This is a genomic window from Streptomyces sp. NPDC006261, assembly GCF_040613515.1.
Taxonomy (GTDB): Bacteria; Actinomycetota; Actinomycetes; order Streptomycetales; family Streptomycetaceae; genus Streptomyces.
In genome coordinates this window covers 86,619-100,336 of the sequence record NZ_JBEXSI010000001.1, presented here as the reverse complement: position 1 = coordinate 100,336, position 13,718 = coordinate 86,619, and the positions used below count along the sequence as shown (strand labels likewise).

General features: G+C 70.9%; 14 protein-coding genes. 9 read left to right on the top strand and 5 right to left on the bottom strand.

Features of this window, described 5'->3' with window-relative positions:
- The first annotated feature begins 44 nt into the window (after positions 1-44).
- On the top strand, positions 45-1,004 hold the full coding sequence (locus ABZ154_RS00480; protein ID WP_356827873.1) for a D-2-hydroxyacid dehydrogenase family protein: 960 nt from the start codon (positions 45-47) through the stop codon (positions 1,002-1,004).
- Between the two features lie 25 nt (positions 1,005-1,029).
- Here ABZ154_RS00480 and ABZ154_RS00475 read toward each other — a convergent pair whose 3' ends face one another.
- Positions 1,030-2,145, bottom strand: coding sequence for a chemotaxis protein (locus ABZ154_RS00475; protein WP_356827590.1), 1,116 nt, complete (start codon positions 2,143-2,145; stop codon positions 1,030-1,032).
- Positions 2,146-2,337: 192 nt separating this feature from the next.
- On the opposite strand from ABZ154_RS00475, the gene ABZ154_RS00470 reads away from it, so the two are divergent.
- Both ABZ154_RS00470 and glsA read left to right on the top strand, forming a co-directional pair.
- Positions 2,338-2,697: a hypothetical protein gene (locus tag ABZ154_RS00470; protein WP_356827588.1), complete on the top strand. Its 360-nt coding sequence runs from the start codon at positions 2,338-2,340 to the stop codon at positions 2,695-2,697.
- A complete protein-coding gene (glsA, locus tag ABZ154_RS00465; protein ID WP_356827586.1) occupies positions 2,694-4,046 on the top strand; it encodes a glutaminase A in 1,353 nt (450 codons plus the stop codon). The genes ABZ154_RS00470 and glsA overlap by 4 nt, the downstream gene beginning before the upstream one ends.
- A 13-nt stretch (positions 4,047-4,059) precedes the next feature.
- Here the strand turns inward: glsA and ABZ154_RS00460 are convergent, their stop codons facing one another.
- Together ABZ154_RS00460 and ABZ154_RS00455 are read right to left on the bottom strand one after the other, a co-directional pair.
- Complete coding sequence (locus ABZ154_RS00460) at positions 4,060-4,878, bottom strand: endonuclease (protein WP_356827584.1); 819 nt, start codon at positions 4,876-4,878, stop codon at positions 4,060-4,062.
- Positions 4,879-5,084: 206 nt separating this feature from the next.
- Positions 5,085-5,636 (bottom strand): GH25 family lysozyme, encoded by a 552-nt coding sequence (locus ABZ154_RS00455; protein WP_356827582.1) that lies wholly within the window; start codon positions 5,634-5,636, stop codon positions 5,085-5,087.
- A gap of 168 nt (positions 5,637-5,804) precedes the next feature.
- On the opposite strand from ABZ154_RS00455, the gene ABZ154_RS00450 reads away from it, so the two are divergent.
- The 3 genes from ABZ154_RS00450 (at position 5,805) to ABZ154_RS00440 (ending at position 8,580) form a co-directional block, all read left to right on the top strand.
- Positions 5,805-6,017, top strand: a complete 213-nt coding sequence (locus ABZ154_RS00450) for a hypothetical protein (protein WP_356827580.1) — start codon at positions 5,805-5,807, stop codon at positions 6,015-6,017.
- Between the two features lie 127 nt (positions 6,018-6,144).
- On the top strand, positions 6,145-7,299 hold the full coding sequence (locus ABZ154_RS00445; RefSeq protein WP_356827578.1) for a methyltransferase: 1,155 nt from the start codon (positions 6,145-6,147) through the stop codon (positions 7,297-7,299).
- Positions 7,300-7,401: 102 nt separating this feature from the next.
- Positions 7,402-8,580 carry an acyl-CoA dehydrogenase family protein gene (locus tag ABZ154_RS00440; RefSeq protein WP_356827576.1) on the top strand — a complete coding sequence of 393 codons (1,179 nt, stop codon included), beginning with the start codon at positions 7,402-7,404 and terminating at the stop codon, positions 8,578-8,580.
- Between the two features lie 10 nt (positions 8,581-8,590).
- On the opposite strand, the gene ABZ154_RS00435 is transcribed toward ABZ154_RS00440, so the two are convergent.
- Positions 8,591-8,932 carry a winged helix-turn-helix domain-containing protein gene (locus tag ABZ154_RS00435; protein ID WP_356827574.1) on the bottom strand — a complete coding sequence of 114 codons (342 nt, stop codon included), beginning with the start codon at positions 8,930-8,932 and terminating at the stop codon, positions 8,591-8,593.
- A gap of 389 nt (positions 8,933-9,321) precedes the next feature.
- Between ABZ154_RS00435 and ABZ154_RS00430 the strand changes: the two genes are divergently transcribed.
- The 3 genes from ABZ154_RS00430 to ABZ154_RS00420 all read left to right on the top strand — a co-directional run bounded on the left by ABZ154_RS00430 (position 9,322) and on the right by ABZ154_RS00420 (position 12,702).
- Positions 9,322-9,747, top strand: coding sequence for a helix-turn-helix transcriptional regulator (locus tag ABZ154_RS00430; protein ID WP_356827572.1), 426 nt, complete (start codon positions 9,322-9,324; stop codon positions 9,745-9,747).
- Positions 9,748-9,752: 5 nt separating this feature from the next.
- Positions 9,753-10,169, top strand: a complete 417-nt coding sequence (locus tag ABZ154_RS00425) for a VOC family protein (RefSeq protein WP_356827570.1) — start codon at positions 9,753-9,755, stop codon at positions 10,167-10,169.
- Between the two features lie 139 nt (positions 10,170-10,308).
- A complete protein-coding gene (locus tag ABZ154_RS00420; protein ID WP_356827569.1) occupies positions 10,309-12,702 on the top strand; it encodes an excinuclease ABC subunit UvrA in 2,394 nt (797 codons plus the stop codon).
- Positions 12,703-13,108: 406 nt separating this feature from the next.
- On the opposite strand, the gene ABZ154_RS00415 is transcribed toward ABZ154_RS00420, so the two are convergent.
- Positions 13,109-13,570, bottom strand: coding sequence for a hypothetical protein (locus ABZ154_RS00415; protein WP_356827567.1), 462 nt, complete (start codon positions 13,568-13,570; stop codon positions 13,109-13,111).
- Positions 13,571-13,718: the final 148 nt, after the last annotated feature.

Genomic DNA, 13,718 nt, shown 5'->3' with positions numbered 1-13,718 from the left:
TCATGGGGGGTGTCCGCCTGCCCCCGCCCGCCGGAGAGCCTTACATGAAGCTGCGCTGCGCCGTGATCGAGGACTTCCAGTCCGCCGCCACCACCGTCGCCGACTGGTCGTCCGTCGCCGCCGACGTGGACGTCGTCACGTTCACCGAGCACCTGGGCAGTACGCAGGAAGTGGCGGCCGCCCTCGCGGAGTTCGATATCGTCGTCACCCTGCGCGAACGGGTCCTGTTCCCGGCGGAGGTGTTCGCGCGGCTGCCCCGGCTCCGGTTGCTGATCGCCTCCGGCATGCGCAACTCCGTGATCGACTTCGCCGCCGCCGAGCAGAACGGCGTCACCGTCTGCGGCACCGCCAGCTCCTCCACCCCGCCGGTCGAACTCACCTGGGCTCTGCTCCTGGGCCTCGCCCGCTCCATCGTTCCCGAGGCCAACGGCCTGCGCGCGGACGGGCCTTGGCAGTCCACCCTGGGCGCTGACCTGCACGGCCGGACGCTCGGTCTGCTGGGCCTGGGGAGGATCGGCAGCCGGGTCGCCCAGGTGGGCCGGGCCTTCGGCATGGAGGTGGTGGCCTGGAGTCAGAACCTCACGGAGGCACGCGCCCAGGAGGCCGGGGCAGAGCTAGCCGTGTCCAAGGAAGAGCTTCTGGAGGCAGGTGACTTCGTCTCCGTACACCTGGCACTGAGCGAGCGCACCCGGGGGCTCATCGGCGCCGCCGAGCTCGCCCGGATGCGCCCCACCGCCTACCTGGTCAACACCAGCCGGGCCGCAATCGTCGACCAGGACGCCCTGCTCGCGGCCCTGCACGCCGGGACCATCGCGGGGGCCGGGATCGACGTGTTCGACGTCGAGCCCCTCCCGGCCGGCCACCCGATGCGCACCGCCCCGCGGCTGCTGGCCACCCCGCACCTGGGGTACGTCTCGCGCGCCAACTACGCGACGTACTACGGCCAGGCGGTCGAGGACATCCGGGCGTTCCTCGACGGGGAGCCGGTCCGCCGCATCGGGTGAGGCCCCGGTGCGGCTCCGGCCGTCGTCAGAACCGCAGCGCCGCCGCGATCCGCCCGTGCTCGGCGAGCGAGTCGTCCTCGACGAACACCACATCGGCCCCGCCGTCCAGCGCCGCCTCGATCAACTCGTCCACGATGTCCTCGCGGACCTCCGGGTCCTCCGCCTGCGTGGTCCCCTCGGGGACCGGCTCCAGGTGTCCGTCGGTCACCCGGACGGTGGTCTGGTAGTGCTCCTCCACCGCGATCAGCCCCACCCGGCCCTCCCGGACGGCGGCCCACACCTCGTCCAGCCCGCCGGCGAACGCGTGTCCGCTGCGGGCGTTGTCGAGGCGCCTCTCGGCGTCGGCCGTGGTCTGCCGGGCCCCTTCCTCCAGGGCGGGCCGCAGCTCCTTGAGCACCTCCGCGGGCGGAAGGTCGGCCGGCGCGCCCCTGGCGACGCGTCCGACGGCCGCCTTCGAGCTCTCGCCGGTGTCGTCCAGCAGGGAGAGGGCGGGCGGCAGCCCCATCACGTACAGCGGACGCGGGTCGTCGGCCAGCACGGAGCGCAGCTTCTGGTCGACGGTACGGAAGAAGTTCCGCGTGTCCTCGTACGTGAACGTGCTCGGGGTGTCCCCGATCCGCTGCTCGCGCTGGGGGTTGGGTGCCTCCTTCGGCGCGGTCAGCGGGAATCCGCCCGTCTCCCGCACCTCGATGCCCCCGTCCGTGCCGTTCCACAGGGTGGCGTGGTCGGCGGCGACGGTGAGCGCCCAGTACGGACGCGCCTGCGCCTTCGCGGCGACGAGGTTGCGGGTGAGGTAGCTGTCGCTGAGCACCACCCGTTCGGGTGCGGTGCGCGGCAGCTGCCAGATCTGGTGCTCGTCGGCCGTGGCCAGGACGACCAGAGAGTCCAGGGCCCGGCGCGGGTCCACCTCGTCGACCGCCCGGTCCAGCTCGGCCCTGATGGCGGCGGCCGTCTCCCGGCTCACCTGCGGATCGGCGTCCAGGCGGTGGCCCGCCTCCGCCACCAGGTTGCGCAGCCGCACCGGGTCCTGGTTGTTGTCCGGGGCCGTGCGGTGGGTCGGCATGGTCAGGGACAGGGCCGGATAGGGCCGGGTCGCCCGCAGCTCCCGCAACAGTCCGGCGGTCAGGGCGTCCGTGTCCATCGTTCCCTCCCAGGGCTCGAACCCGCTCCCGTATGAAGCGGATGCTTCGACGAGTCAATTCATACCGTTTGATTCTAGGATGGGCGAGTTGGTGATCATTCTTCTCGTGCTCTTCTTCGCTCTTGATTGGACGGAATGTCCGTAAAAGCGCATCTCTTCTCGCACAGGGCCCGCGCCTTGTCGGTTCCCGCCGTGGCCCGCGACTCCGACACCACGAGCGAGGGCACCTCCAGCAGCGTGCGGACGCTCACGCCGGACCATGCCGATCACGAGGCATCGCCGTCCCCGCCCTCCGAGCCGGAGGGCTCGCCGTCCCCGGAGCAGAGCCTGCGCACCCGGAAGACCTTCGCCGCCGCCGAGACCGAACGCGTCCGGCGGGAGGCCGCCAAGCGGCTCGCGGGCGTCGAGGGCCGGTGCGACGAGGTCGCCGACGTCTCGGTGAGCGGCCTTCCCGCCACGGCGTCGGAGGAGGTCCGCAGCGCCCGCGTCCGGATCACCGGCCCTTCCCCCGGGTCGCCCAGGCCGAGCGCGGCCGAGGGGCGGCGCGGATGAGTGCCGCCGACGCGGTGACCGACTCGCTCAAGAAGATGCGCGCCGAATTCGGCGACCTGCCCGATGGCCGGCCGGCCGACTACATCCCGCAGCTGGGCCTCGCCGACCCCCAGGCCTTCGGGCTGGCCCTGGTCAGTATGGACGGGCACCGGTACAGCGCGGGCGAGGCCGACGTTCCCTTCACCCTCCAGTCGGTCTCCAAACCGTTCGTCTACGCCCTCGCGCTCTCCGTCCTCGGCCTCGACGAGGTGATCCGGTGGGTGGGCGCCGAGCCGAGCGGCGACGCGTTCAACGCCATCAGCCTCGAGCCCGGCACCGGCCGGCCCGCCAACGCGATGGTCAACGCCGGTGCCATCGTCACCACGGCCCTGATCCCCGACGCTCCCGACGAACCCGCCTTCGAACGCATCCTGCACTGCCTCGGGCGGTTCGCCGGGCGCGAACTGGACGTGGACGAGGAGGTGTTCACCTCGGAGTCGGTGACCGGTGACCGCAATCGGGCGCTCGCGTACCTGATCCGCTCCACCGGCACCATGCCGGTCGACCCGGTCCTGGCGGTGGACCGCTACTTCCGGCAGTGCGCGGTACGCGTCACCGCCCTCGACCTCGCCACGATGGCCGCGACGCTCGCGTACGGCGGGGTCAACCCGGTCACCCGTGAACAGGTCGTCACCGCGGAGGTCGCCGCGCGCGTGCTCGCCGTCATGGCCACCTGCGGCATGTACGACGGCTCGGGGGAGTGGCTCCTGCGGATCGGGCTGCCCGCCAAGAGCGGGGTCTCCGGCGGCCTCATCGCGGTCGGCCCCGCCCGCTTCGGCATCGCCACCTACAGCCCGCCGCTGGACACCACCGGTACGTCGGTACGCGGCCACGCCGCACTCGGCGCGCTCTCGGAGCGGTACGGACTCCACCTGATGCTCAACCCCGCGCTGCCCGGCTCCACCGTCAGCCTCGTCACCACCGCGGACGACCTGCCGTCCGCGCCTTCGGCCGACCACGAGAGAGCCCTTCACGAGAAGGTCGGCGTGGTCGTCGCGCAGGGGGCCATCGACTTCACGGCGGCCGAACGCGTGCTGTACGCGCTGGACGAATCGGGGCCCGATCGGAGCGGCTCCGTGGTCCTGGACCTGCACGACGTGACCTCCATCGACTCCGTAGCCCTGTCGATGCTGCACACCGGTCTCGCCCGGCTCTCCACCGACGGCCGGCGGGCGGCGGTCGTCGACCCGCGCGATCTGCTCGGCTCGCCGGACGTCGTACGGGAGGGCACCGGCCAGGACCTGCCGCGCTACGCCACCCGCGTGGCCGCGGTGGAGGGTTGCGCGCAGGCCCTGGCCGGGGAGGGCTGATCCGGGGCCGGGCCTACCAGATGGCGCCGACCCACTCGGGGTGGTCGATGAACGGGTTCCGGTTGTGCTGGAACCGCTCGAATATCACGTCGTTACGGCGCTTCTCGAAGGTGTCCGGCGGGTCCTCCTGGCTCCACTGCTTCAGCACGGACAGCTTGCCCATCTTCGGGGCGGAGCCGTTGTCCACCTGGTCGTTGGGTTCGAGGTCGGCGAAGGAGTCGTTGCCCTCGTAGCGCACGGCCATGTAGAGGATCATGCGGGCGACATCGCCCTTGACCGCGTCGCGCGGCTCGAAGGAGTCGCCGTCGGTGTAGTTGCCGGGCGCCTCGCCCAGTTGGCTGCCGCCGTTGTCGAAGTCCTTGTTGCCGCGTGCGGAGTTGACCGAGACGTCCTCGGGGCGCAGATGGTGGATGTCGGTGCCCGGGCCCGTGGCCGTACCGAAGTCGCCGTGCGACTTGGCCCAGACGTGCTCGCGGTTCCACTGGTCGGCGTTGCCGCCGTTGTCGTTCTTGGACTGCGAGCGGCCGGTGTAGAGGAGGATCACGTCGGAGGGGTTGGCGGGGTTCTCGTCGGTGGCTTTGAGCGCGTCCCAGACCTGACTGTAGGAGAGCTTGGTCTGGTCGCTGATGATCGTGTGCAGGGCGGCCTTGAGCTCCGGGCCGGTCTTACCGAGGGCGTCCTGGTAGTACGTGTCGTCGAGCGCGGCGGCGAGGGTGGCGGGGCGGTCGGACGGGGTGTCGGCGGCGGGTGCGGCTGCCGCGGTGCCCGCGAGGACGGCGACGGCGGCCGCGGTGGCCAGTGGACGCGCGTAGAACGGATGGCGACGGGACATGTGGGGTGTCCTCTCGAAACGCGGGCACCACGACGCCGGCCCTGGGTGGGGACGCTCGTCGGGGCGGCCGTGCGATGTGTGGTACGCGGGAGCCTTCCACACGCACCGTGGCTCGCGTGTGAACGCTGTGTACCTATCATGTGCAGGTCAAGGATCAGCCTGGTCGGGCCCCTGGAGCAGGAACGCTCCAGGGGCCGGGTGGCCGGCTACCCGGTGGCCCAGTCGCGCAGGGCCCGCACCGAGGCGAAGTCGGCGACGTTCTTGTCCAGGGGGTCGTCGGTGTACTGATGGATCCGCCAGGACGCCTCGATCCGGGGCTTTCCGGCGGAGACGTGGTCGGCGATCCACAGCCCGTCGCCCGCGTAGTCGCTCGTGTCGTGAGTACGCCAGAAGGCCCGGTTGCAGTAGAGGAGGACCCGGTGGCCGGGACGCTCCCGCTTCACCTCACGGATGAAGCGGTCCTTCTCCGCGCTGCTCGCGCGCGTCCCGCCGCCGGTCTGCTCCCAGTCGACGGCGAGCAGATCGCCCTCCTTCTCCGGGGTGTTGCTCAGGAAGTACGCCACCTGGTCCTTCACGTCCCCCGGCCAGAGGAAGTGGTAGAAGCCGACGACGCACTCGGCGTCCCGGGCCCGCTTCACCTGCGCGTCGAGACGTGGATTGACATAGGTGCGGCCCTCGGTGGACTTGATGAAGACGAAGTCGAGGTCATCCGTGTCGTAGGAGGGCTGATAGGCGCTGACGTCGACGCCGTGGAGCATGGGCACCGCCTCAAGAGATGAGAACCGACGTTCCGGTTCTGCCCGCTCCTCGTACGGCCCAATGACCGGTTCACTCTCCCGGGTGGCCCACGGGCTCCGGGGCCCTTCGGATGCGGCCCGGCCCGCGCGGCGCGAGAATTGCCGCATGGACGAGGAGGAGGAGGCGGCATGAGCGAAGACCCCGAATCCGTATCCGCGGCCGTGCCCCAGGCATCCGGCGTCACCCCCGACCGGCTCCTGCACACGGGCGCGAGCGAGCGGCCGAGCGCGGAGGACGTGGTGCTCGCCTCCGGGCGGGATCTGACACCCGAGACCCTGGAGTGGGCGCGGCGCAAGCTGGCCGACGAGGGGCGTTCCGCCCTCGACAGACAGTTGCCCTGACAGAGCCCCCGGCCCCGCCCGGAGACCGGGCGGGGGATGCCCGGCAGGCCGGGAGGCAGGGCGATACGACCGAGGGGCCGGGGAGCGTGTGGGGCGCCCCCGGTTCCTCGGTTAGCCTGAGTGACATATGAACCGTTTGACGACCTCACAGGGCGCTTTCGAGCTTGCCCGCTTCCCCGAGCACCCGAGCGATCCCTTCCGGGCATGGGACGCCGCCGACGAATACCTGCTCCGCCAGCTGACGGATCCCGAGACGGGCCCCGTCGACCTCACGGGCACGGTCGCCGTCGTGGGGGACCGGTGGGGTGCCCTGGCCACCGCGCTGGCCGCCCACCGGCCCGTCCAGATCAGCGACTCCTACCTGGCCCGGCGCGCCACCCAGGCCAACCTGGACCGCAACGGCCTGGACCCGGACGCCGTGACGCTGCTGTCCTCGCGCGACACCCCGCCGGACCGGATCGACGTGCTGCTGGTCCGGGTGCCGAAGTCCTTGGCGTTCCTGGAGGACCAGCTGCACCGGCTCGCCCCCGCTCTCCACGCGGGCACGGTGGTCATCGGCACCGGCATGGTCAAGGAGATCCACACCTCGACCCTCAAGCTCTTCGAGCGGATCGTCGGGCCGACCCGCACCTCCCTCGCGGTGCGCAAGGCGCGGCTCATCTTCAGTACCCCGGACCCCGAGCTCACGCGTACGCCGAGCCCGTGGCCGTACCGCTACGAGCTGTCCGGTGACGTGGGCCCGGTCGCCGGCCGTACCGCCGTCAACCACGCCGGGATCTTCTGCGCCGAGCGCCTGGACGTCGGTACCCGCTTCTTCCTGAAGCACCTGCCCACCCGCGGCGGATCCGTCAAGGTCGCCGACCTCGGCTGCGGTAACGGTGTCCTCGGTCTCTCCGCGGCGCTCGCCAACCCCGACGCGCACGTCACATTCGTCGACGAGTCGTACGGGGCCGTCGCCTCCGCCGAAGAGACGTTCCGCCTGGGCGCACCGGAGGGCGCGAAGGCGGACTTCCTGGTGGGCGACGGACTCGCGGACCTCGCCCCGGGCAGCCTGGACCTGGTGCTCAACAACCCGCCGTTCCACTCCCACATGGCGACGACCGACGCCACCGCCCGCACGATGTTCGTCAGCGCGCGCACCGCGCTGCGGCAGGGCGGCGAACTCTGGGTGGTGGGCAACCGGCACCTCTCGTACCACACCCACCTGCGCCGGATCTTCGGCAACTGCACCACCGTCGCCGGCGACCCGAAGTTCGTGGTCCTGCGAGCCGTCAAGCGCTGACGGCGAACCGTGGTCGTCCGGGCCCTTCCGGATTCTTGCAACACGTTCTACTGTGTGCGCCGCCGCACACGGGCGACGCAGACGCGAGCATCCGGAGGGGCCGTGCACCTGGAATACACGCCTGAGCAACAGCAGTTGCGCACCGAACTGCGCGACTACTTCGCCGGTCTGGTCCCCGACAACTCCTACGCCCGCTACGCGGAACCCGCCGCCCAGAAGCGCTTCTACCGCGAGACGGTCCGCCGGCTAGGCACCGACGGCTGGCTGGGAGTGGGCTGGCCCGAAGAGTACGGCGGCCGGGGGCTCACGCCCATGGAACAGTTCGTCTTCTTCGACGAGGCGGCCCAGGCCGGCGTCCCGCTGCCGCTGATGGCCCTGAACACGGTCGGGCCCACGATCATGCAGTTCGGCACCGACGAGCAGAAGACGTACTTCCTGCCGAAGATCCTCGCCGGCGAGATCGACTTCGCGATCGGCTACAGCGAACCGGACGCGGGCACCGACCTCGCCGCCCTCAAGACCCGCGCGGTCCGCGACGGGGACGCGTACATCGTCGACGGCCAGAAGATCTGGACCACCAACGGCGACACCGCCGACTGGGTCTGGCTCGCCGTGCGCACGGACCCCGAGGCCCCGCCGCACAAGGGCATCACCATGCTCCTGGTCCCCACGAGCGACCCCGGCTACTCCTGCACCCTGATCAACACGCTCGCCTCGCACGACACCACGGCCGGCTACTACGAGAACGTCCGCGTTCCCCTCACCCACCGCGTCGGCGAGGAGAACAAGGGCTGGCGGCTCATCACCAACCAGCTCAACCACGAACGCGTCACCCTCGCCGCCCACGGCACCATGGCGGTACGCGCCCTGCACAACGTCCAGTGCTGGGCGGCCGACACCAAGCTCACCGACGGCCGCCGCGTCATCGACCTCAGCTGGGTCCGCACCCGGCTCGCCCGCACCCACACCCGCCTGGACGCCATGAAGCTGCTCAACTGGCAGATGGTCTCGGCCCTCCAGGACGCGACCCTCACCCCGCAGGACGCCTCGGCGGTCAAGGTCTACGGCTCCGAGGCCCGCCGCGACGCCTACGCCTGGCTGATGGAGATCGTCGGCTCGGCGGGCCCCCTGAAGGAGGGCTCCGCCGGCGCGGTACTCCACGGTGAACTGGAACGCGGCTACCGGTCGGCGGTCATCTTCACCTTCGGCGGCGGCAACAACGAGATCCAGCGCGAGATCATCTCCTGGATCGGGCTGGGGATGCCACGCGTGCGGCGGTGAGCCTGTGTGACTACCGGCTTTGGTCGACCCATCCTGAGGGCCAGTTGTCAGCCCAGTGCTCCGGTCGTGCCTTGGCGGGGGGCGTCCCGGCCGTGCGCGGCGGCTCCAGCACCCTGCGCAGCGCCGAGACGTGCGTCTGGATCACCTTGTTCGCGCGGAGTGGGGCGTCGTCCTCGTACAGGGCGTCCAGCAGGCTGTGCATGGAAACCCACTGACGCCGACGCAGGGCCGGAACGCGCAGAAGAGCTCGCCGTTGTGGGGAGCCCAGTGGAACGGCGGCTCCGTTAGGCCGGGCCGTCACCCCGTTGAGCAGAGTGAAATCCAGCTCGCCGACCGCCTCGTCAGCAGGCATCTGTCGTTCCCTGTTCCGATCCGATCAAGGATCTTAAGATGCTACTTGGCGTCATATGACCTATACGCTTACCGCTTTCCGCACGGTCGTTGACCGCACCGCCGAGCCTTGTCATCAGGGGAAGCACGCGCTTCGTCCAGGACAAGGGAGGACGACGTTCTCGTCGTACGAGGTCGAACGCGATGGCCACCGCACGCGGGAACCGGTCGTAGTTGCTCCCATGCGTCTGCGCCCCGGCACCGTGATTCCGCTCCGCTCTGCCCGCGTCGCCGGCGCCGACATGCCCGATGGCACACGGGACCGGCCGGAGGGTTCGAGGAGCCCGGGGGGCGCCCGCGCCCCTCGCTCGCCCCGCCCCGCCCCGCCCCGCCCCATGGGATGATGGCGGAGTGACGCTGGAGGACCTCGTCCGGCTCCGCCGGGCCCGTGACCGGATGGACCGCGACTACGCGGAGCCGCTGGACGTGCCGGCGCTGGCGCGCGGCGCGCTCATGTCGCCGGGCCATTTCTCCCGCAGCTTCCGTGCCGCGTACGGCGACACCCCCTACAGCCACCTCATGACCCGCCGGATCGAGCGGGCCAAGGCGCTGCTGCGCCGCGGGGACCTGTCGGTGACGGAGGTCTGCTTCGCCGTCGGGTGTACGTCGCTGGGGTCGTTCAGCTCCCGTTTCACCGAGCTGGTCGGCGAGAGCCCCAGCGCCTACCGGGCGCGCTCCCACGAGGAGGGGGCGGCCATTCCGGCCTGTGTCGCCAAGATCCACACACGACCGGTCAGGAATGGAGAAGCGAAACCTCCACCCCCGCCCGTAGCGTGAAGCACATGGAAATCAAGCTCGCACAGACCTTCATCGCCGTCGACGACCACGACAAGGCGCTCGCCTTCTACCGGGACGTCCTCGGTCTGGAGGTACGCAACGACGTCGGGTTCGAGGGGATGCGCTGGGTGACGGTCGGCTCCCCGGCGCAGCCGGAGGTGGAGATCGTCCTCGAACCGCCGCTCGCCGACCCCAACGCCCCGGCCGCGGACCGGCAGGCCATGGCCGAACTGCTCGCCAAGGGCCTGCTCCGTGGCGTGATCTTCTCCACCGACGACGTCGACGCCACCTTCGAGCGCATCCGCGCCGCGGGCGGCGAGGTGCTGCAGGAGCCGATCGACCAGCCGTACGGCGTCCGCGACTGCGCCTTCCGCGACCCGGCCGGCAACATGCTGCGCTTCAACCAGCCGCGCAAGGGCTGATCTCACCGATGCCCCGGTTCCGCTGCCGAGCGGACCGGGGCGGCGAGAATAGAACGTTCCGTCCGAACCTGGTGAGACCGAGCCGGGGCCGCCGCCGGCGTGCGTGGAGCGGCGGTCCCGCGCAACAGATGGAGAGACGATGAGCAAGGCCGAGAGAACCGGACCGCGGTCGCCCGCGCAGCCGGTAGCCGACAGCCACGAAGTGATCCGTGTGCACGGGGCGCGCGAGAACAACCTCAAGGATGTCGACATCGAGATCCCGAAGCGCCGGCTGACGGTGTTCACCGGGGTCTCCGGCTCCGGCAAGAGTTCTCTGGTGTTCAACACGATCGCCGCGGAGTCGCAGCGGCTGATCAACGAGACCTACAGCGCCTTCGTCCAGGGCTTCATGCCGACGCAGGCGCGTCCCGAGGTCGACGTACTCGAAGGGCTGACGACGGCGATCATCGTCGACCAGCAGCGGCTGGGCGCCGACCCCCGCTCCACGGTCGGCACCGCCACCGACGCCAACGCGATGCTGCGCATCCTCTTCAGCCGGCTCGGAAAGCCCCACATCGGCTCGCCCAACGCGTTCTCCTTCAACGTGGCCTCGATCAAGGCCAGCGGCGCGATCACCGTGGAGAGGGGTGCCGGCACGAAGACGGAGAAGCAGACCTTCACCCGTACCGGCGGGATGTGCGTCCGCTGCGAGGGCCGGGGCACGGTCACCGACATCGACCTCACTCAGCTGTACGACGACACCAAGTCGATCGCCGAGGGCGCGTTCACCATCCCCGGCTGGAAGTCGGACAGTTGGTGGACTGTGCGGACCTATGCCGAGTCGGGCTTCCTCGACCCGGACAAGCCGATCCGCGAGTACACCAAGAAAGAGATGCAGGACTTCCTCCACCGGGAGCCGACCAAGGTGAAGGTCGAGGGAGTCAACCTCACCTTCGAGGGGCTGATCCCCAAGATCCAGAAGTCCTTCCTCTCCAAGGACAAGGAGGCGATGCAGCCGCACATCCGCGCCTTCGTGGAGCGCGCGGTCACCTTCACCACCTGTCCGGAGTGCGAGGGCAGCCGGCTCAGCGAGGGCGCCCGGTCGTCGAAGATCAAGAAGATCAACATCGCCGACGCCTGCGCAATGCAGATCAGTGACCTGGCCGACTGGGTGCGCGAGCTGGACGAGCCCTCGGTGGCACCGCTGCTCAGCGCGCTGCTGGGGACCCTCGAATCGTTCGTGGAGATCGGCCTCGGCTACCTCTCCCTCGACCGGCCCTCGGGCACCCTGTCGGGCGGTGAGGCGCAGCGCGTCAAGATGATCCGCCACCTCGGCTCCTCGCTCACCGATGTCACGTACGTCTTCGACGAGCCCACCATCGGGCTGCACCCGCACGACATCCAGCGGATGAACGACCTCCTGCTGCGGCTGCGGGACAAGGGCAACACCGTTCTCGTCGTGGAGCACAAGCCGGAGGCGATCGCCATCGCCGACCACGTCGTCGACCTCGGCCCCGGGGCCGGCAGCGCGGGCGGCACCGTCTGCTTCGAGGGCACCGTCGAGGGGCTGCGGGCCGGCGGAACTCTCACCGGCCGCCACCTGGATGACCGGGCCGTCCTCAAGGAGAAGGTCCGAACGCCCTCCGGCGCGCTGGAGATCCGCGGCGCGTCCGCGCACAACCTGCGGGACGTCGACGTCGACGTCCCGCTCGGGGTGCTCTGCGTGGTCACCGGAGTAGCGGGCTCCGGCAAGAGCTCCCTCATCCACGGGTCGATTCCCGCCGGCGAGGACGTGGTCTCCATCGACCAGGGCGCGATCCGTGGTTCGCGCCGCAGCAACCCGGCTACGTACACCGGACTGCTCGACCCGATCCGCAAGGCGTTCGCCAAGGCCAACGGCGTGAAGCCCGCCCTGTTCAGCGCCAACTCCGAGGGCGCCTGCCCGACCTGCAAGGGTGCCGGTGTCATCTACACCGACCTGGCGATGATGGCGGGCATCGCCACCGTCTGCGAGGAGTGCGAGGGCAGGCGGTTCGAGGCCTCGGTGCTCGACCACCACCTCGGCGGCCGCGACATCAGCGAGGTGCTCGCGATGTCGGTGGACGAGGCGGAGACGTTCTTCGCCGAGAGGGACGCCCGCACCCCCGCCGCGCACAAGATCCTCACCCGTCTCTCGGACGTCGGGCTCGGCTACCTCAGCCTCGGACAGCCGCTCACCACGCTTTCCGGCGGCGAGCGTCAGCGGCTGAAGCTGGCCACCCACATGGGCGAGAAGGGCGGTGTGTACGTCCTCGACGAGCCGACCACCGGTCTGCACCTGGCCGATGTGGAGCAGTTGCTCGGGCTGCTGGACCGGCTGGTGGAGTCCGGGAAGTCGGTGATCGTCATCGAGCACCACCAGGCGGTCATGGCGCACGCGGACTGGATCATCGACCTCGGCCCCGGGGCCGGGCACGACGGCGGCCGGATCGTCTTCGAGGGCACCCCGGCCGACCTGGTCGCCGACCGCTCCACCCTCACGGGCGAGCATCTCGCGGCGTACGTCGGGGGCTGACGGGGAGCGTCGTACGGGGCCGGGGGCGAGGTCTTCCCCGGCCCCGGGCGCGTCGCGGCGTACGCTCACAGGCCCACCCGCTCACCCCCCCCGCGACCCGGGTCGCCAGGACGGGCAGCGGAACCGCCGACCACGGCCGGATCCACTTCGACGACCTCCAGCGGGAGCGCCGCCGCTACAGCCCCAGCCTGAGCTACGCACGGAACCGCTGCTGTACGCGGCGGCCGTCCCCGGCGGCTGCTACGGACCGGGCGGCCGCTTCGGACTCGTCGGCCCGACCGCCCCGGCCCGCACCACCCGCCGCGCCCTCGACCGCGCCGCCAACGCCCGGCTCCGGGCCGCCGCCGAGCGGCTGACGGGGTCTCCCTGCCCGCCAACGTGTCCTGACCGGCCGGGTGAGCCTCGCTCAGGACGGCCGGTCGCGGTTGAGCCACGAGGGGATCTCGGGAACATCCGCATCCCACGCCCGCGGCGGCTCAGGCTCCGGCGGAGGCCGCACGGGGCGGCGCCGCACGGGCGGAGGCGGCTGCACCGGTTGCGGTTCGGGGACGGTCTGCGGCTCGGGCTCGGGCTCGGGCTCCGCCTTCGGCGCGGCGCTGTCGTACAGCTCCTCCATCACCGTGAACCGGCAGTGGAAGCTCTGCCAGGCCCCGTCCAGGACCAGCACGAACCCGTCGCGCTCCCGGTAGAGCCTCCGGCGCTTCGGGCTGGCCGGATGCACCGGCTTGTACGCCTGGGCCCGCTGCCGCAGGACCTCCAGCGCCTCCTCGCGCGTGCCGTCCACCTGGTCCATGACACCCGACGACCAGACCCGGCGCTGGCCGCCGAGCCCGACGTTCTGCTCCACCAGCAGTCCCCATCTGGGCATGATTCCCCCGCTCGTCGATCGCTCCACCGTGCCGCGACGGCCCTCCGCCGTGAAGGGGCCCGCGGTCCTGCCATTGTTCCTGATCTTGTTGCGCGCCCTGACACCACCCGTACGCCCACACGTTGTACGGCAGCGCCGCCCCGCCGCG